Annotated in this window: 18 protein-coding genes; 4 read left to right on the top strand and 14 right to left on the bottom strand. The window is 52.2% G+C overall.

Going from position 1 to position 19,179, the window contains the following annotated elements:
• The first annotated feature begins 11 nt into the window (after nt 1–11).
• Nucleotides 12–854, top strand: a complete 843-nt coding sequence (sseA, locus tag MUG06_RS00420) for a 3-mercaptopyruvate sulfurtransferase (protein ID WP_243077401.1) — start codon at nt 12–14, stop codon at nt 852–854.
• Nucleotides 855–909: 55 nt separating this feature from the next.
• On the opposite strand, the gene sseB is transcribed toward sseA, so the two are convergent.
• The 5 genes from sseB to trmJ form a co-directional block, all read right to left on the bottom strand.
• Nucleotides 910–1,674 (bottom strand): enhanced serine sensitivity protein SseB, encoded by a 765-nt coding sequence (gene sseB, locus MUG06_RS00415; protein WP_243077400.1) that lies wholly within the window; start codon nt 1,672–1,674, stop codon nt 910–912.
• Nucleotides 1,675–1,722: 48 nt separating this feature from the next.
• Nucleotides 1,723–3,009 carry an aminopeptidase PepB gene (gene pepB, locus MUG06_RS00410; RefSeq protein WP_243077399.1) on the bottom strand — a complete coding sequence of 429 codons (1,287 nt, stop codon included), beginning with the start codon at nt 3,007–3,009 and terminating at the stop codon, nt 1,723–1,725.
• A 164-nt stretch (nt 3,010–3,173) separates the two neighbouring features.
• A complete protein-coding gene (locus MUG06_RS00405; protein ID WP_243077398.1) occupies nt 3,174–4,340 on the bottom strand; it encodes an IscS subfamily cysteine desulfurase in 1,167 nt (388 codons plus the stop codon).
• Between the two features lie 88 nt (nt 4,341–4,428).
• Complete coding sequence (gene iscR, locus MUG06_RS00400) at nt 4,429–4,926, bottom strand: Fe-S cluster assembly transcriptional regulator IscR (protein WP_215845858.1); 498 nt, start codon at nt 4,924–4,926, stop codon at nt 4,429–4,431.
• A gap of 129 nt (nt 4,927–5,055) precedes the next feature.
• The gene (gene trmJ / locus MUG06_RS00395) at nt 5,056–5,808 is read right to left on the bottom strand and encodes a tRNA (cytosine(32)/uridine(32)-2'-O)-methyltransferase TrmJ (RefSeq protein ID WP_215845857.1); all 753 of its coding nucleotides are present in this window, start codon (nt 5,806–5,808) and stop codon (nt 5,056–5,058) included.
• 120 nt (nt 5,809–5,928) lie between these two features.
• On the opposite strand from trmJ, the gene suhB reads away from it, so the two are divergent.
• Nucleotides 5,929–6,732, top strand: a complete 804-nt coding sequence (suhB, locus tag MUG06_RS00390; protein WP_215845856.1) for an inositol-1-monophosphatase — start codon at nt 5,929–5,931, stop codon at nt 6,730–6,732.
• Nucleotides 6,733–6,820: 88 nt separating this feature from the next.
• On the opposite strand, the gene MUG06_RS00385 is transcribed toward suhB, so the two are convergent.
• The 3 genes from MUG06_RS00385 to MUG06_RS00375 form a co-directional block, all read right to left on the bottom strand.
• Complete coding sequence (locus tag MUG06_RS00385; RefSeq protein ID WP_215845855.1) at nt 6,821–7,834, bottom strand: TIGR04086 family membrane protein; 1,014 nt, start codon at nt 7,832–7,834, stop codon at nt 6,821–6,823.
• Between the two features lie 210 nt (nt 7,835–8,044).
• Entirely contained in the window at nt 8,045–9,025 is a 981-nt protein-coding gene (locus MUG06_RS00380; protein WP_243077397.1) for a nickel/cobalt transporter, read from the bottom strand.
• Entirely contained in the window at nt 9,016–9,642 is a 627-nt protein-coding gene (locus MUG06_RS00375) for a DUF1007 family protein (protein ID WP_243077396.1), read from the bottom strand. Before MUG06_RS00375 ends, MUG06_RS00380 begins: the two co-directional genes overlap by 10 nt.
• A gap of 155 nt (nt 9,643–9,797) precedes the next feature.
• Here MUG06_RS00375 and csiE point away from each other — a divergent pair, with 155 nt between their 5' ends.
• Nucleotides 9,798–11,066: a stationary phase inducible protein CsiE gene (gene csiE / locus MUG06_RS00370; protein WP_243077395.1), complete on the top strand. Its 1,269-nt coding sequence runs from the start codon at nt 9,798–9,800 to the stop codon at nt 11,064–11,066.
• On the opposite strand, the gene MUG06_RS00365 is transcribed toward csiE, so the two are convergent.
• Both MUG06_RS00365 and glyA read right to left on the bottom strand, forming a co-directional pair.
• Nucleotides 11,048–12,196, bottom strand: coding sequence for a 3-phenylpropionate MFS transporter (locus MUG06_RS00365; RefSeq protein ID WP_243077394.1), 1,149 nt, complete (start codon nt 12,194–12,196; stop codon nt 11,048–11,050). The two genes, csiE and MUG06_RS00365, sit on opposite strands and share 19 nt — an antisense overlap.
• Before the next feature lie 128 nt (nt 12,197–12,324).
• Nucleotides 12,325–13,578, bottom strand: a complete 1,254-nt coding sequence (glyA, locus tag MUG06_RS00360; protein ID WP_215845852.1) for a serine hydroxymethyltransferase — start codon at nt 13,576–13,578, stop codon at nt 12,325–12,327.
• A gap of 330 nt (nt 13,579–13,908) precedes the next feature.
• Here glyA and hmpA point away from each other — a divergent pair, with 330 nt between their 5' ends.
• Nucleotides 13,909–15,093, top strand: a complete 1,185-nt coding sequence (gene hmpA / locus MUG06_RS00355; protein WP_243077393.1) for an NO-inducible flavohemoprotein — start codon at nt 13,909–13,911, stop codon at nt 15,091–15,093.
• A 63-nt stretch (nt 15,094–15,156) separates the two neighbouring features.
• On the opposite strand, the gene glnB is transcribed toward hmpA, so the two are convergent.
• The 4 genes from glnB to MUG06_RS00335 all read right to left on the bottom strand — a co-directional run bounded on the left by glnB (nt 15,157) and on the right by MUG06_RS00335 (nt 19,030).
• The gene (gene glnB / locus MUG06_RS00350) at nt 15,157–15,495 is read right to left on the bottom strand and encodes a nitrogen regulatory protein P-II (RefSeq protein ID WP_007886217.1); all 339 of its coding nucleotides are present in this window, start codon (nt 15,493–15,495) and stop codon (nt 15,157–15,159) included.
• A gap of 101 nt (nt 15,496–15,596) precedes the next feature.
• Nucleotides 15,597–16,931, bottom strand: a complete 1,335-nt coding sequence (glrR, locus tag MUG06_RS00345; RefSeq protein ID WP_243077392.1) for a two-component system response regulator GlrR — start codon at nt 16,929–16,931, stop codon at nt 15,597–15,599.
• Nucleotides 16,931–17,599: a two-component system QseEF-associated lipoprotein QseG gene (gene qseG, locus MUG06_RS00340; protein ID WP_215845850.1), complete on the bottom strand. Its 669-nt coding sequence runs from the start codon at nt 17,597–17,599 to the stop codon at nt 16,931–16,933. Before qseG ends, glrR begins: the two co-directional genes overlap by 1 nt.
• 3 nt (nt 17,600–17,602) lie before the next feature.
• Nucleotides 17,603–19,030, bottom strand: a complete 1,428-nt coding sequence (locus MUG06_RS00335; protein ID WP_243077391.1) for a HAMP domain-containing sensor histidine kinase — start codon at nt 19,028–19,030, stop codon at nt 17,603–17,605.
• Nucleotides 19,031–19,179: the final 149 nt, after the last annotated feature.

Genomic DNA, 19,179 nt, shown 5'->3' with positions numbered 1-19,179 from the left:
AAGAGGTTGCTATGACAGCTCCCCTGTTTGTATCCGCTGACTGGTTGAATGAACATTACACCGACAAAGACCTGCAAGTGCTGGATGCGCGAATGCTGCCGCCGGGCATGGAGGCGGTGCGGGATATTCAAGCCGAATACCTGACAGGCCATTTACCTGATGCGCCTTTTTTCAATATTGAAGCGCTCTCCGATCACACCAGCCCCTATCCGCACATGATGCCGCGCGCCGAAGGTTTTTCAGTGGCGATGCGCGAACTGGGCGTCAGCAGCGATAAACATTTAGTGGTGTACGATGAAGGCAACCTGTTCTCGGCACCCCGTGCATGGTGGATGCTGCGCGCTTTTGGCGTACAGCAGGTTTCTATTTTAGCGGGCGGTTTGCAGGGCTGGAAAGCGGCAGGCCTCTCGGTAGAAGCCGGCCCGGTTACGCTGCCAGAAGGCGAGTTTGAAGCCACCTACGATGAAAGCCAGGTTAAGCGTTTGAATGATGTGTTGCTGATCAGCCATGAAGGCGGTGCGCAGATTGTCGATGCGCGAGCCGCGAATCGCTTCAATGCAGAAGTGGATGAACCGCGGCCCGGACTGCATCGTGGTCATATCCCGCGTAGCCTGAATGTGCCGTGGAACAATCTGGTGGCGAACGGCGAGTTAAAGCCGGTAGCAGAGCTGCGCGACCTGTTTGTTAAAGCGGGTGTGGATATTGAAAAACCGGTGGTTGCCAGCTGTGGATCGGGTGTGACTGCGGTGGTGGTGATTCTGGCGCTGACTGCGCTGGGTGCGCGTAATGTCGCGCTGTATGACGGTTCGTGGGGCGAATGGGGCAGCCGCGACGACTTACCCATTGAGAAATAAACGTATTAATTGAAAAAGTGCAGCCTGTTTAACGATAAACAGTGCCGCACTTTTTTTAGATAATACGCTGGCTGCCCTTGAAGTCGCGTAGGAAACTGCCCCAGCGACGTTCATAAAATGGCGTAATGTGGGCGGTAAAAAAGTGGCTGATGCCGCGATCGTCCAGCGTCACTTCGCAAATATCGATGGGCGCATCATCCGGTAAGGTATCAGTCGCTACGCTGCCTGCAGCCTGAATGATGGCGTCAATATCGCTTTCCGCCTCGATGCCAATCAGCAGATTTGGCTCTTCTTCCGCACTTTCACGAATGCTGGCGACAAAGGCGCGTCGCACCTGTTTGTATTTGCTGAACAGCTGGGTCAGAGAATCGATCATCTGCGCAGGCGGTTCCGCCACTTCTGATAACAGCAGCGCATGCCCGCCTTCCAACACTGTTTGCTGGCTCAGCGCATCGCCCTGCTCGCCCAACAGATGGCTGATCTCAGCCGCAGAAAACTCTTTACCGCTCGGCAATTTTGGGTTCAGAAACAGCGCTTCGCCACGTGTCATTTCGAACAGCGTGCGAACCGGCAAACGCAGATAAGCTTGTTCAGCACTGATGGCTTCACTCATCGCGTGTTCAGAGGTGAAAAACGGAATGACGCTGCTGCCATCTTCTTTTTCCCAGTGCTGCAAATCGACCGGAGTATTGGCATCCAGCTGCTGTGCAGTGCTTTCACCTGGCACCCAGGCATCCGATTCTAGCAATAACTGGAAAAACTCGGGACGATGCGCAGGCTCGGTTGCCGCCAGCTTCAGCACTTCTTCAAGACGATTCATAATCTACTCTCAAAAAAGCGGCGGCCTGTTTGCCGCCGCCGGGATCGTTTACTTCAGTAACAGGTTTGCCAACGTACGTACGCCAAGACCGGTTGCACCCGCAGACCACTGATCCACTGCGCCTTTGCGATAGGTGGCGGAGCAGTCAATGTGCAGCCAACCTTGCTGATAATCGCTGACAAAATGCGACAGAAAAGCAGCCGCACTGCTGGCACCCGCAGCATGTGCTGGGCTGGCAATATTGTTCAGATCGGCAAAGTTTGATGGCAAATGGCTACGATGGAATTCTGCCAACGGCAAGCGCCAGAACGGCTCGTTCTCACTGACTGCGCTGCCCATCAGTGACTGCGCCATGACATCATCAAAAGTAAACAGGGCGTGATAATCGTTGCCGAGCGCCGTCTTTGCCGCACCGGTCAGCGTTGCCGCATCAATCAGTAAAGTCGGCTTTTGCTCGCTGGCATCAATCAGGCCATCGGCCAGGACCAAACGCCCTTCCGCATCGGTATTCATGACCTCAACGGATTTGCCGTTACGATAGCGAATGATATCGCCCAGTTTGAAGGCATTGCTGCTGACCATGTTATCCGCGCAGCAAAGATAGAGTTTTACGCGCTTATTAAGACCGCGTGAAATGGCCATCGCCAGCGCGCCAGTCACCGTTGCCGCACCGCCCATATCGGATTTCATTGAGTCCATGAAGCTGCTCTGCTTCATGCTGTAACCGCCGGTATCAAAGGTGATACCTTTGCCGACCAGACAAGCGTAAACCGGTGCTTTGTCGTCGCCGGTTGGGTTGAAATCCAGGGCAAGAAAAGCGGGTGGGCGATTTGAACCGCGTCCAACCGTATGCAAGCCCATGTAACCTTGCTCGCGCAGATCCTCGCCTTTGGTAATGCGATAGCTAACAGCATCGCCGCCCACTTCACTGATCAAATCCACTGCGCTGTGCGCTAAATCTTCTGGCCCCAACTCTTCTGCTGGCAGGTTAATGGTGTCACGTACCCAATCAACGATTTTCAGGCGGCGAGCAAACTCAGCTTGCTCATGCTCACCCAGTGTCGGCCAGTCAACCTGACGTTTGCCTTTTGGTCCACGATAGCCTTGCCAGAAAGCCCAGCACTGTTCGAGGTGCCAGCCCTCACCGACCAGCGCGACATGGCGAACGCCCTGACCATCAATTTTGCGTGCGCCGCGTTGAATCGTCATCAGCGCATCCGCGCCGGTAATATGCAGCGTCATACCGCTGTCGTTGCTGGTCAGAATAGCTTTTTCGCCCCAGCGCGCATCGGCGGGCTGGTTGCTAAGAGTGATGTTCATCGGTTGCGTGGTCATCGCGAAGCTCCGTATACGTTATAAGTGTCATCCAGGCAAAGTGTAGGTACGGCCTGTGAAGGTGTTACATGGAATGTGCAGACAATCCTGATAACAGATTATTTCAGGCGATGCCAGCGCATCCCGGACAATAGCGCCCTTTCCAGAATCATGCGGCTTAACGATTAGCGTGCAGCAGAATTCAAGGCGCGCAGACGTGTGACCGATTTTTGCACCAATGTGATGGCGTAATCGATCTCTTCTTCAGTGGTAAAACGGCCAAGCGAAAAGCGCAGCGAACTGTGTGCAAGTTCGTCGCTCAGGCCCAAGGCTCGCAGCACGTAAGAAGGTTCAAGACTGGCAGAAGTACAGGCTGAACCCGAGGAGAGCGCCAAATCTTTTAGGGCCATGATCAACGATTCGCCATCAACATTGGCAAAGCTGACATTAAGGATATTGGCAGAACTTTGCTGCAGATCGCCGTTGACGTAGACATTATCGAGCACGCTAAGCCCTTGCCATAAACGATCGCGCAGTTGCTGCAAACGCGCCATCTCTTGTTCACGCTCATCATGGGCGATACGGTACGCCTCACCCATGCCGACAATCTGGTGCACCGGCAACGTTCCCGAACGCATACCGCGCTCATGACCGCCGCCATGGATCTGGGCCGCAATTTGAATACGCGGTTTACGCCGCACGTAGAGCGCGCCAATGCCTTTCGGGCCGTAGATTTTATGCGCTGAAAAGGACATTAAATCGACGTTTAGTTTGCTGAGATCAATGGGCAATTTGCCGACGCTTTGTGTGGCATCAACATGAAAGAGAATATCGCGCTCACGACACAACTCGCCCATGGCAGCGATATCCTGAATGACACCAATCTCATTATTGACGTGCATGATTGACACCAACACGGTGTCATCACGCAGCGCCGTGCGCAGCGCATCCAACGTGATGATGCCATTAGCGGCAGGCGTTAAATAGGTCACGTCAAAGCCTTCGCGCTCAAGTTGTTCACAACTGTCGAGCACCGCTTTGTGTTCCGTTTTGCTCGTGATGATGTGTTTGCCGCGCGCCTGATGAAAATGGGCAGCGCCTTTTATGGCGAGGTTATCTGATTCAGTCGCGCCGGAGGTGAAAACAATTTCACGTGGATCGGCATTAACCAGTTCCGCCACTTGATTGCGCGCAACGTCGACCGCTTCTTCAGATTGCCAACCAAAACGGTGAGAACGCGAGGCCGGATTACCAAAGGTGCCGTCCAGCGTCAAAAATTGCATCATTTTGCTGGCCACACGCGGATCGGCCGGCGTGGTTGCGGCGTAATCCAGGTAAATCGGTAATTTCATTGCGCTACAGCTCCGTATAAAAATTCATACGTATTTATAGCAGAAACGGCCCTGACCGCGTTAGCAGTAAGGGCCGAAGAGGCAGGGATTAAGAGGCGCGCAGGTTAACGTTAATTTCCTGAGCACGCGGCTTCTGGAAGCGACGGTTGTCATTCGCATTTTGACGATCGGCAACATCAAGGATTTCCTGATTGTTGACCAATTCAGCCAGCGTAATGTTGTTCAGGAACTCACTAATGCGCACGCTCAGATCGCGCCACAGAACGTGAGTCAGGCAACGCTCGCCGCCCTGGCAACCTTCTTTGCCCTGACATTTAGTGGCATCGACAGATTCGTCAACCGCCGTGATCACTTCGCCTACCGCGATAGCATTCGACTCTTTACCAAGCAGATAACCGCCACCCGGGCCGCGAACACTGGCCACTAAGCCATTTTTACGTAAACGCGAGAATAACTGCTCCAAATACGACAGCGAAATGCCCTGACGCTCAGAAATATCAGCTAGCGGAACCGGGCCTTCATGGGAATGAAGGGCAACGTCCAGCATAGCAGTAACGGCATAACGTCCTTTGGATGTCAGTCTCATAGCGTACGACCTCAATAGCGTCCGGTTATCGGAGGATTAGCGAAAGATGTCCGAAGTCTGACATTCCCGAGTAAATTGGTCAACTATTTAACCGAGTATTTTAGTCAAGTATTTAACCAAGTAATTTACTCAACTATTATCGTCGCCATCCTTGCTGTTTTTACGCTTCTCAAATGAAGAAAGCATGCCGCGCAAAATATTGAGCTCATCACGTTCTGGACGCGCACGGGTATAAAGGCGACGCAATTTGCTCATTACCTGGCCCGGATTGGCTTCACGAATAAAGCCGCTGCGCAGCATCATCTGTTCCATGTGCTGATAAAAGCGCTCAAGATCGTCGACCAGCGGATAAGGTGACGCTTGATACTCTGGTTTTGGATCGGCTTTTTCTTGCGCCTGCAGCCATGCCATGCGCACTTCATAGGCGATGATCTGTACCGCCATCGCCAGGTTCAGTGAGCTGTACTCTGGATTAGCCTGAATCGCGACGTGATAATGGCATTTCTGCAATTCGTCGTTAGTGAGCCCCACGCGCTCACGACCAAACACTAGCGCGACCGGCGCTTGCTGGCCCTCTTCCACACTTTTGATGCCGCATTCGCGCGCATCGAGCATTGGCCATGGCAGCGAACGTGAGCGTGCGCTGGTGCCAACAACAAGGCTACATCCGGCGATCGCCTCGTCGAGCGAGTCAACGATTTTGGCTTCGCCAATAACATCGCTGGCGCCTGCGGCCAGGGATATAGCTTGGGAATCCGGCTTCACCAGCGGATTAACCAGATAAAGATTCGTTAAACCCATGGTTTTCATGGCGCGCGCAACGGAGCCCATGTTGCCGGTGTGGGAGGTTTCCACCAGCACAATTCGAATATTTTGCAGCATAATTGGGATTGGTCAGAAAATGATGGCGCTCAGCCTAACATAAAAACAGGACATTTACCGAACACGCTGATATACTCCGCGCCGTTTTCCCCGTTCTTTAACATCCAGTGAGAGATACCGATGCATCCGATGCTCAACATCGCCGTGCGCGCAGCGCGCAAGGCCGGAAATTTAATTGCCAAGAATTATGAAACCCCGGACGCCGTCGAGGCTAGCCAGAAAGGCAGCAACGACTTCGTTACCAATGTTGACCGCGACGCAGAACGCCTGATTATCGAAGTTATTCGTAAATCATATCCGCAGCACACCATTATCACCGAAGAAAGCGGTGAACTGGCGGGCGAAGATCAGGACATTCAATGGGTAATCGATCCGCTGGATGGCACCACCAATTTCATCAAACGTCTGCCCCACTTCTCTGTTTCTATCGCTGTGCGCATCAAAGGCCGCACCGAAGTTGCCGTGGTTTACGATCCAATGCGCAATGAGCTGTTCAGCGCAGTACGTGGTCAAGGCACACAGCTTAATGGATATCGTCTGCGCGGAAGCATCGCTCGCGATCTGGATGGCACTATTCTGGCAACCGGCTTCCCGTTCAAACTGAAGCAGCACGCGCCAACTTACATGAACATCGTTACCAAACTCTTTACTCAGTGTGCCGATTTCCGTCGCACCGGTTCAGCTGCGTTGGATTTAGCGTATGTTGCAGCAGGACGCGTTGATGGTTATTTCGAGATCGGCCTTAAGCCGTGGGATTTCGCAGCAGGCGATTTGCTGGTGCGTGAAGCAGGCGGTTTGGTCACGGATTTCACGGGTAATCACGGCTATCTGCACTCAGGTAACCTCGTAGCGGGTAATCCTCGTGTCGTAAAAGCGATGCTTTCCTCTATGCGTGAAGAACTGAGTGAAGCGCTGAAGCGCTAAAAGCAGAGATGTATCGCGCGACAGCGTGAACGAAAAAGGCGGCATTCCTATGCCGCCTTTTTTATTGCCTTTCAGTGACTAAAGAAGATTAACGACGTTCGTGGCTCAGAACCTGATGCGGCTGAGTACGACGGCCAATCATTCCCATCACACCGGCCAGGATAGCTTCAATAATTAGCATGAAGAAAGCGTACCAGCTGGCTTTTGCCGTAGCAGCGGCAGCTTGCTCAGCCGCTTCACGCGCTTTTTGCTCAGCCTGCTGTTTGAGTTCCTGATATTTCTGCATCGCCTGTTGGTAGCTCTGTTCAGTCTGGGCCACAATCTGATCGACTTCCTGATCGCTTTTCCCAGTACGCGCTTTAATGATATTTTTCAAAGCGTCACGATCGGCTGCTTGTAATGTATCTGAGTGACGATCCATGATGCCGCGCAGCCAGTTTGTTAAGTCAGTATCAGCATTTTGTGGCTGCTTAGCTGTATCCGCCGCTTGGTTCTCTGCATTTTGCGCTTCTTTATTTGCATCCTGCTGTAAGTTCTCTGGCTGTAATTCCGGCTTGCCCGTTTGGCGCAGCGTGGTTTCCAGCTCATTTTGCAGATCGCCTAAATTAATATTATTTTCTTGTAGCTTATCTTTTGCCATTTGCGTAACCGACGGCGCGGCGGCGGAAATACCACTACCCAATGCCTGAAATCCTGAACCCACAATATTCATTGCACCGCCTAATACGCTGCTGGCGAGTGAAACTGCGAGCCAAATGGTAAATAATGTGCTCAGGCCGAACATTAACAAACCATGCATTGCACCTTCACGCTGCGCTAAACGTCCGGCAACGTAACTACCTGCAGCCATAGCCAGCAGCATATTAATGGCAGTCCACACCAACGCACCTGTGCCGAGATGCTGCAGTGGATTCTTTTCTTCCATAGGATCGATGGTGGTGGCGCCAATTGCGGTTCCAAGCAGGGCTAATAAAATGTGCACGATCAAAGCACATATAACCCCTGCAAAAACAGCGCTCCAGGAAATACGTTTCAGTGGTAAGCCGGCAGGCGTTGTCGCCACCGTTTGCGTAGTACCATTACTAATCCGAGTTTCAGCCATAATGTATTCTCCTTGCGACAGACGTAAGTAAAAACTTTTAATTATCTAACCGAGTGAGTTAATACCCTTTGGTTGTTATTCAGCGTAGACAGAGAAAACTCATTTCACCAGCAAAGCGTGAAGAGATAAAAATATTACCGAGGCGTGAAAAAATAACTAGCGAGGAGAATAGCGCGTGGAAATATAAATTCCGCTGCGCTTTTTTAATAATTAGAAAGGGCGAATTCCGCCGGTTAATGCGGGTTGTACTGATTGCCATAATAGTGCTCCGGCAAATATTAATAGCAGGCTACACAACAGCGCCAGCAGGGGCATCAAAAGGCGTGCACTTTTCGCTACACCGCTGACGCGTGCCAACCGCTGGGCTAAAGCACGCGATCGCTGCACGAACAAGCCAATGGCGGAGATAGTCAGCGCGGTGCCCACGGCCATTACTGCTGCCGATGCCACGCCCCAGAGATAGACGCCGATGACCTTAGCGAACAGCAGCATCATGATGGCACCCGAGCAAGGGCGTAAACCCATCGACATCACCACCAGTAATTGCGTCTTGCCATTCACCGCCTCAGAAATTTGCTGCGCGCTGGGCAGATGCGCGTGACCGCAGCCGCAATGTGCATCGTGTTGATGATCAGGCCGTAAAGTATAGATTTTTAGTGCCGAACGCTGCTGCCGTTGCTGCCAAAGCGACTGTAGCGCGCGATAACCTATCCAAATGCCTAATCCAATCACCAGCAAATAGCTGCCCTTTTCAAGCCAAAAACTGCCGAGATGAAGCTGACGTGACGACGTTTGCAAAATAACCAGCATGAGCGTCACTAACACGATGGCAACTGTACCTTGCAGCAGCGATGCCAGCAGCGTGAGTTTCAAGCTGGTTTTTAGCTTTGCCGGATGGGTTGCCAAAAAAGTGGTGATGACGACTTTGCCATGTCCCGGGCCCAGCGCATGCAGCACGCCATAGAGCAGGCTGAATAACAGCAGTGAAAGGCCAGCCTGATGAGGTTGATCAGCTACCTGCTGCAACAACTGGGTCATTTCGCGGTGCAGCGTTTTCTGCCACAACACGCTCTGCAACAGAATCTGCGACCAGTGCAGCCAAAGGGTCACGCCCAGCACCATCAATAATGCAGCCAGTAACCAAAGCGGCCAGCTGCGCATCACGCGTGGCGACAAAGACATCAATGACATGTCAATATCACCGTTTGGGCAAATTGCCGTCCTAAATCGACTTCTTCCGGCGGCGCGTCTGCTTTGTCCAGGGACAAGGCATATTGCTTCAGCGAATCGTTTGGTTTGGGCGTGTTAAGGTCAAATGCACAGCGCGACTGCAAACTGGCTGGCAAGCTCAACGCGCCTGCATTGTCATAAAACATATCGACAAAATAGGTGGGATCGAATGTCAGGATTTCGAAGCGCTGGCCGCTGAGTATGGGGGGTTCTGCCAGCGGCAGGATGAATTCCAGCACCGCTTTGTGACCGTTACGTGAGAGCTGATACTCTTTTGGTAAATTCAAAAATTTCACCCGCTGTTTATTGTGCCAGATTTCAGAAAAATAGTGCTGGCCCAATACATTAGCCATGACGCCTGCCGCCAGTTTTTTCCAGACCACCGAACCCGGTTTCGCGTCACCCGCGTCATATAACAGATCAGCGGAGGTGATCTCATCCATCGTCCAGGTCATTTTCAGGCCGGTAAAATGATCACCATCAACGACTAATTCGGTTTTCATATCGATAAAGCTGTGCGGATGCGCTAACGCCGTCGAACTCATCAGTATCAGCAAAGCAAAAAGAGTGCGTTTCATAATGTTATAAAGTAACGTTCCTGATGAAAAGAATCCATAAGTAACAAAATTTTGTGACCCGCTTTAAACCTCTGAGCAAAAAACCGGACAATTTACGCGGTGTCGCAGGCGGTTGACTATTCTTAGCTCAAAATTACCCGCTGGAATTTTGATTGATGAGTTCTGCTACATCTTCAGCACCACTCTTCACCCGTTCCCAGCGCCGTTGCCATCTCTTGCTGCTGTTGTTTCTGCCGACTCCCGCATTAACGCTAGAAAAAATTTGCCAGCTTAATGGCGTAGATCCTGCGGTTGCCCGACAGGATATCGCGGATGTCGGTGACGAGATACAGCGCTACCACCAACTTGAACTGCATCAAATGGTGGACGGCAGCTTGCGCATCCATGGCACGGAGTTGGACCGACGTATCTGTTTGCTGCATAACCTGCGGCGTAGCTTGCGCTTGTCGGAAGATTTTGTTCGTGATCATTTCGCTGCGCCGCTGCGTCAACGCTTGAAAGTCATGAAAATTGAGAAAGTGCTCTACGATGAGATCAATTTGCAGGCGCTTATCCAACATTGTAGCCAGCGGCTGGCGCGTGATTTTACGCCACGCGATCGTCTTTTTTTACAGATTTTAATGAAATATGGGCTATGCCAGCGCCAGCCCGCACTTTTCAATGAACAGCAATGTGCATGGCTACTCAATAAAGCTGAACGGGACGTTGCAATGGATGTGATTCATCATTGGCAAAAGCGTTGCCACCTTGCACCGCATCCCTCCGAAGCTGAATTTTGGACGCTGCTGTTTAGCCTGATCCATGCGCCCAATGCAGAATCGTTGAAGCATCCCAGTGAATACCGTTTGATGATCTCCACCGACAGACTGATCGATGATTTTGAGCGCTGCGCCGAAGTCACCTTCGCTGATCGCAGCGAATTGCGGCAGCAGCTTTACACCCATTTAGCTCAGGCGCTGGATCGCCTCCATTTCACGATTGGCATTGATAACAGCGTGGCGCTTGACGTTGCTCACCTCTATCCACGTCTGCTGCGGACCACGCAACAAGCGTTAACTGCGTTTGAGACAGATTATGAAGTGGCGTTTAACCCGGAAGAGGTCAGCCTGATTACGGTGATTTTCGGCGCGTGGCTGATGCAGGAAAACGCGTTGCAGGAGAAGCAGGTGCTGCTGCTAACCGGCGAAAATCCTCAGCTTGAGCAAGAGGTCGAGCAGCAAATTCGTGAGATCACTTTGTTGCCAATTAATATCAAATATCAGGCAATACGTGATTTCCAGCGCGATGGCGCACCGCGCGAGATCGATATGGTGATCTCGCCCTATGCAACCTCGCTACCGCTGTTTTCACCGCCGCTGATCCATGCTGAACTGCCGCTGACCGCACATCATCAGCAGCGGATTCGTTATTTACTGGAGTCGTAACGCGGACGTAAAAAAAGAGCAGGCAGCGCTACCAGCGCCATGACCCAGAACAGATGCCCCTGCAAATGCGTGAACAGGACGCCGCAAATCATGGTCATTACCGCAATACCGCCGCCCATCGCCAACGCCGAGTAAAGCGACTGCAGGCGGATCACTTCCGCACCTTTGCGTGCGGCAATAAAACGCATCGCGGCCAGATGACACACCGTGAAACTGCCACAATGAAGAATTTGCGCCACAATGAGCAACGGTAGCGCGGTGCTGGCACCTAATAAGCTCCAGCGAATCAAGGCGCAAATACCCGACAACAACAATAAATCGCGTGCGCTCCAGCGGTGGAATAATCGATTACTCGAAGCAAACACGATGATTTCTGCCACAACGCCCAGTGACCATAAATAGCCCACCACCGAGGCAGAATAACCGCTTTCTTGCCACCAGATAGCACTGAAGCCGTAGTAAGCGGCGTGCGCGCCCTGCAACAGCGTGACGCATAACATAAAGCGCCAGACTGCATTTTCACGTAATAAAGATCGCCAGGCTTGCCAGCCGCCGTCTGCGGCACCTTGTCTTTCGCTGCCCTGCGGTCGTGTAGCGGGTGACAGCATCATGCCCGCCAACATACAAATCCCGCCAAGTGATAACAACGCTAAGATTGCCTGTGATGAGTACGCGCTGACCAGCAGGCCCGTTAATGCCGAGCTAATCACAAAGGCCAGCGACCCCCAAAGTCTTACAGGGCCGTACGCCAGACCAATTTGCTGCGTCCAGGTTGCGGCAAGCGCATCGCTAAGCGGCACCAGCGGCGAGAAAAACAGATTGAAGCCTACCATCACCATCAGCAGCCACAGCCATTGCTCTCCCACCCAAAAACCTACCGCAAACAGACAGGTCATTAATGCCAACAGGCGCAGCGCGGTAATGAGTTGAGCGGGATTTCGTACTTGTGAAGCAATCAGCAAGCTGCCGACAAAACGCGCCACCATGCCACAGCCGAGCAGCAGACCAATTTTCTCAGCATCAAGGCCTGTGCCTTTTAACCACACGCCCCAGAAAGGCAGGTAAATGCCATAACAAAAGAAGTAAGTGAAGTAGCTCAATCCGAGCCATTTGGCGGAGCCGATTGCCATATTCCCTCCAGCAAAGATGCTGCGACGCAGCAAGAATGGCCGCTACTTTGGCAGAGCACTGTAGTTGCGGCAATAAAAAAGGATGGCTTTCGCCATCCTTTTTTCTGCTAACCCTGCCGACTAAACGCTTACGCGTAAACCGGCAAACGGCTGCAAATTTCCAAGACTTTCTGCTTGATGCGTTCGATAGTTGCTTCGTCGTTGATGTTATCCAACACGTCAGCAATCCAGCCAGCCAGCTCACGCACGTCCGCTTCTTTGAAGCCACGACGCGTTACAGCTGGGGTACCGATACGCACGCCCGAAGTCACAAATGGACTTTTAGGATCGTTTGGTACGCTGTTTTTGTTCACGGTGATGTTCGCGCGACCCAATGCAGCATCGGCTTCTTTACCGGTCAGGTTTTTGCTCACCAGATCGATCAGGAACAGATGGTTATAGGTGCCGCCAGAAACGATGTTGTAACCGCGTTCAATCAGCACTTCTACCATCGCTTTCGCGTTTTTCGCAACTTGCTGCTGGTACGTTTTGAACTCAGGCTCCATCGCTTCTTTGAAAGCGACGGCTTTACCTGCAATGACGTGCATCAACGGGCCGCCCTGGCCACCCGGGAACACCGCAGAGTTCAGCTTTTTGTACAGCTCTTCGTCGCCGCCTTTTGCAAGGATCAAACCACCACGAGGACCCGCAAGGGTTTTGTGAGTGGTTGAGGTGACGATGTGAGCGTGCGGAATTGGCGTTGGATAAACGTCAGCTGCGATCAGACCCGCAACGTGTGCCATATCCACGAACAGATAAGCGCCTACGCTGTCTGCGATTTCACGCATTTTTGCCCAGTCGCAGATACCTGAATACGCAGAGAAACCACCAACGATCATTTTAGGCTGATGGGTTTTCGCCAGCTCAGCCAATTCGTTGTAATCAATTTTACCGGTTTCATCGATGCCGTAAGGCACCACGTTGTAAAGCTTACCGGACAGGTTTACCGGTGAGCCGTGCGTCAGGTGACCACCGTGTGCCAGGTTCATACCCAGAATGGTGTCGCCCGGCTTCAGCAGCGCGGTATAAACAGCGAAGTTAGCCTGGGAACCAGAATGGGGTTGCACGTTAGCGTAGTCTGCACCAAACAGCGCTTTTGCACGGTCAATCGCCAGTTGCTCAACGATATCAACGTATTCGCAGCCGCCATAGTAACGTTTGCCCGGATAGCCTTCCGCGTATTTGTTGGTGAGCTGAGAACCTTGCGCCTGCATAACACGCGGGCTGGTGTAGTTTTCAGAAGCAATCAGTTCAATGTGCTCTTCTTGACGCACTTTTTCTTGCTCCATCGCCTGCCACAACTCGGCATCATAATCGGCAATGTTCATATCACGCTTTAGCATCCGCATCTCCTGACTCAGCTATCTTTTTAACGGCAATTTAAGCCCCGCTAGGGGCGAAGGCCCACAGTGTAAACCGTTTTAACTAGTGACGGTAGCGCGAATCCCCTCTTTTTACGCAAACGTTTGGCCCCGCACTGGCAAAGGTTTTTTACGCCGTTTTACACGCCTTAAGCCTCACTATTTTTCCTCACGTTGTGAGGGAAGTTCTCTGACGATGCAACGAAAAGTTGCCAAATTTATCCCTGTAAAAAAGTAGGGGGTAATTTACAGTTAAACCAAGCGGCTATAAGATGCATTTAAAATACAACTTAACAAACCAAGGGATTCCTTATGCTTGATGCACAAACCATCGCTACCGTGAAATCAACCCTTCCTGCCGTTGCGGCCTGTGGCCCAAAACTTACCGCCCACTTTTATGACCGCATGTTGTCGCATCACCCTGAACTGAAAAACGTGTTCAACATGAATAACCAGCGCAACGGCGCGCAGCGCGAAGCGCTGTTTAATGCTATTTGCGCCTACGGTGCGAATTTAGAAAACCTTGCGGTGCTGTTGCCCGCCGTGGAAAAAATTGCGCAGAAACATACCAGCCTCAATATTCAGCCTGAGCAATATGCCATTGTCGGCGAGCATCTGTTAGCAACCATTAAAGAGCTGTTGAATCCAGGCGAAGAGGTATTGGCGGCTTGGGGACGTGCGTATGGTGTGCTTGCGCAGGTGTTTATCCAGCGTGAAGAGGCAATCTATCAAGAATCTGAGCAGCAGGTGGGCGGTTGGCGAGGCACGCGTGCTTTCCGTATCAGCGCTATTGAGCAACAAAGCGCCGTGATCAAAAGCATCACCTTGACCCCGGTTGATGGGGGTGCGGTAGCGACCTTCCAGCCGGGACAATATGTGACGGTACATCTGCATCCCGCAGCGTTTGAGCATCAGCAAATTCGTCAATACTCCCTGACCCACAGCAGCAACGGCCAAGATTATCGCATTGCGGTGAAACGTGAAGCGCAAGGCACGGTTTCTGGCTATTTGCATCAGCACGCTAAAGTAGGTGATGAGGTTCAACTGGCCGCCCCACACGGCGATTTCTTTATGCAGATTGATCCTGCCACGCCGGTTGCGCTGATTTCCGCCGGCGTCGGCCAAACCCCAATGCTGGCGATGCTGCATACCCTAGCCGACCAACATCACGCCGCGCCGGTAAGCTGGCTGCATGCCACTGAAAACGGTGAACAGCACGCGTTCAGTGAGGAAGTTACCACAACGGGCAAACGCCTGAATGATTTCGTTCAGCAGATTTGGTATCGCGAGCCTACTGAACAGGATGTGGATCGTTTTAATGCACAAGGCTTGATGGATGTGACGTTGATGTCAGCACGCTTACAAGATAAGAATACGCATTACTATCTTTGCGGTCCGCTAGGCTTTATGCAGTTTGTCGGCACTCAACTGCGTGACGCGGGTGTAGAGGCCGATCGCATTCATTATGAAGTCTTTGGCCCGCACAAAGTTTTGTAGTGAATGCCTTACAATAAAAAAGCCCGCAGCGTTGACCGTTGCGGGCTTTTTGTTGAACCTGGCTTAAATCGCTTCTTCGTCTTCTTCGCCGGTACGGATACGCACTACGCGCGCAACGTCGAATACAAAGATTTTACCGTCACCAATCTTGCCGGTTTGCGCGGTTTTCATAATGGTTTCGACGCAGGTATCGACGATATCATCCCCCACCACCATTTCAATTTTCACTTTTGGCAGAAAATCGACCATGTATTCCGCACCACGATAAAGTTCGGTATGACCTTTCTGACGACCAAAACCTTTGACTTCACTTACGGTCATCCCGGTGATGCCGACTTCAGCTAAGGCTTCACGTACATCATCGAGTTTGAATGGTTTGATAATTGCATCAATCTTTTTCATATCGGACCCTTTTCTCTCTCCCTCCGTGGTCGGAAGGGTTTCTCAAGTATAAATGTTCCTGGCGGTGCCGCGGGCTTATCGTGCTTTTTCGCGGCAGAAAACTACTCTTTAAAATCACTGGCGTCCAGTTCATGGCGCGACAGCAGCTTATAAAATTCGGTGCGGTTACGTCCAGCCAGACGAGCCGCATTCGTCACGTTGCCTTTGGTCATCTGCAACAGTTTACGCAGGTAGTTCAGCTCAAACTGATTTCGCGCCTCGACAAACGTGGGTAGCGCGCTGTTTTCGCCGGTCAGCGCTTGCTCAACTAACGCATCACTAATCACGGGCGAAGAGCTAAGCGCCACGCATTGCTCTATTACATTCACCAGTTGACGCACGTTTCCCGGCCAGCTTGCCGAGATTAATCGTTTCATGGCGTCCACTGAAAAGCTGCGAATCTGCGGTTTATGCCGTTCCGCGGCCTGACGTAACAGGTGATTAGCTAACAAAGGAATATCTTCCGTGCGCTGGTGCAGCGTAGGAATCTTTAAATTCACGACATTCAGACGATAGAAAAGATCTTCGCGAAATTCTTTCTTCTCCATCTCTTTCGGCAGATCGCGATGCGTCGCGGAGATGATGCGTACATTGATGGCAATATCATGGTTGCTGCCCAGCGGACGCACTTTGCGCTCCTGCAATACGCGCAGCAGTTTGACCTGCAGCGCCTGCGGCATATCGCCAATTTCATCAAGAAACAGCGTGCCACCTTCCGCAGCCTGGAACAACCCTTCACGTGCACTGACCGCGCCAGTAAAGGCCCCTTTGGCGTGACCAAACAGCTCTGATTCCAGCAACTGTTCCGGGAGCGCGCCGCAGTTAATGGCGATAAACGGTTGCGTCGCGCGTGGACTCGCCGCGTGAATCGCCTGCGCCAGAATCTCTTTTCCGGTTCCGCTTTGACCATTAATCAATATGCTGACATCGGATTGCGCCACCATGTGCGCCTGTTCAAGCAAATGCAGCATTTGTGGATTGCGCGTAACAATCGCTTCGCTCCAGCGGTTGTCGTTGATCGGTGCCCGCTGCGCCAGCGCGTCGTCGATAGCCTTGTATAAAGCATCGCGATCCACCGGCTTAGTCAGAAAACTGAATACACCTTGCTGAGTAGCAGATACTGCATCTGGGATCGATCCATGCGCGGTAAGAATGATCACCGGCAAACCGGTATGACGTTTCTGGATCTCGCCAAATAGTGCCAGACCGTCCATCTCATCCATACGCAGATCGCTGATCACCAGCTCGATCTTCTCTTTTTGCAGCAGACGTAACGCTTCTGGCCCGCTGGCAGCGGTGGTGACTTGATAACCTTCGCTGCTCAGACGCATCCCTAACAGTTTCAATAAGCTGGGATCGTCATCCACCAGCAACAGGCGCGCCGGTTGTTTTACCATTACTGATCCTCTTCTTGCGGCAAGGCTGTGCCGTGGGTGCTGTCGGAAACGTCCGGTGCTTTACGCGACGAGAGCTGGCGTTCGATGTCGGTCAGTCGCTCCAGCTTGTGCTGGGTGTCGGCTAATTGTTGACGCATTTGCAGTTGTTGCTGTCGCAGATGATCCATCTGCACGTCACTCGATTGTTGCAGGTGAGAATAGCGTGTACGCGTCTCGCTTAGATCAAGTTGCCCCGCCTGATTGCTGCGCCAGAGCTGAATAAGGGGACGAACCGCCGCTGGAAAGGTATTACTGAAGGCATCAAGCGTCACGACATAATCGCGTCGTTCTAACGGCGTGACGTTACCGTTAGCCAGTAATACGCCCTGTTTAAAGGCGCGCGACCAGTTTTCAGCTGGCCAGCGATGAGCTTCTGCTCGTGCTTGCGCAGGCGACAAACGTTCAGCGCAATCAATAGCACGCAGCCAGTAAAGTGGATTGCTCATGGCTGCGTCCGTTTCAATCTGCCAGACATTGTCGCAATCTGTAGCAAGGTAATCGGCTAATTTCACATCAGGCTCTGCAACCGGCTGTGTCGAAGCGTGCGAAGGTGAAGCGGGAGCAGTCTGGCATCCGCTGAGCAACAGGCCGCTTAACATGCTTAGCAACAAAGGTGTAAAGAGTTTCATCGATCAGACGTTCCCGGCTGTGGTGTTCAGTTCAATGCGAAAACAAACGTCGGCGTCTGGGCTATCGACCAATGTAAGATCGCCAAACATGCGACGAACACAATCTTTGGCGATGCTCAGTCCCAGTCCGCTGCCTTTGATCGGCCCCTGACGCTGTTGGCTACCTTGAAAAAAAGGTTCGAAAATCATTTTTTGCTCTTCTGCGGGGATCGGCGTACCGGTATTTGCGACCTCAATCCAAATTCTGTCGCCCTGCTGCTGGCTGCGCAGCCAGATGTTACCGGATTCGCTGCCGTAGTTCACGGCGTTGGAATAGAGATTATCAATAACGCGCATTAGCAGCATCGGCTCCGCCAGACAACGCGTCACCTTAAGCGCGATTTCGGTGTGCATCAGTTTAGTTCGGGCGGGCAAAGCATGTGCGCTGACGACCATATCGATGATCTCATCCAACGCTACCGTTTCAAGCGGCGTTGGGCTGTCGGCCAACTTACGATTGTAGTCGAGCAATTGTTCAATCAGTTGCTGCAAATGACGGCTGCTGCCATCCAATATCGCAACAACCTCTTTTTGATCGGTATTGAGCGAGCCGACGACTTCGTCAGCCAGCAGTTCGGCACCTTCGCGCAGGCTGGCTAACGGCGTTTTCAGTTCGTGGGAAAGATGGCGTAAAAATTCGTGCCGTTGGGTTTCTAGCCATGCCAGCCGTTCGCTTAGCCAGACAATACGTTGACCGAGTGAGCGCAGCTCGCGCGGCCCACGAAAAACCACGCTGCTGCCCAGTTCTCGCCCTTCGCCGAGTCGATTGATCATGCGTTCAACGCTTTTCACTGGACCGATAATCATACCGGTAAACAACAGCATCAACGCCAGGCTGATGATGAATAAAATCAGCGCCTGCCAGCCGAAAAACTGTCCACGATCGGCAATTTCACGCTGCAGTTGTAAACCCCGCGAGAATACAACCTGTCGCGTGTCCTGCACTAACTGCGCATTAGTGGCTGAAAAGCGATCCAACGCTTGCGATGCAATCGCAACGGGATTTCCATTGTCGCATTGCAGCTGGGTCAGCTGCGGCATGATAGCCTGCACCGTTTGGAAAGCGGGCAGTTCCGGCAGGCTATTCGCGTGCGAGCTTAGCATTTGGTTATAGCGGGTGAGCTGGGTTTGATAAAGACGTGACAAGGTGGCGTCGTCTAAAACGCAATATTGTCGATAGCTGCGCTCTAACTCCACCGCGGTGCGCGCCATCGCCTCACTACGACGCACATCGGTAAACGTGTTGCGATTGGTATTAGCCGCCTGCTCGCTCAGGGCTGAAAGGCTTTCCCATGCTTGCCATGCCAGCACCAACAGCGGTAAAAGCACCAGCAAAAATGCCATCAACACCAGTTGACGCAGTGAACGGGGAAATAAACGCCATTTTTTCACGCAATCGCTTCCTCTAAAAAACGCTTATCGGATGCTAGCGGACTCTGCTAAGGGAAGGAAGGGAAACAAATGAAAACGGCAGGCGCTAAGGCCTGCCGTTAACGCGACGCCGGGACATCGCGGTAAGAATAGGTGGAGCCTAACTCAAC

Source organism: Pantoea sp. MQR6, assembly GCF_022761075.1.
Taxonomy (GTDB): Bacteria; Pseudomonadota; Gammaproteobacteria; order Enterobacterales; family Enterobacteriaceae; genus Pantoea; species Pantoea phytostimulans.
Note: the sequence above shows the minus strand (reverse complement) of the source record. Positions and strands in the feature narration are given on the sequence as shown.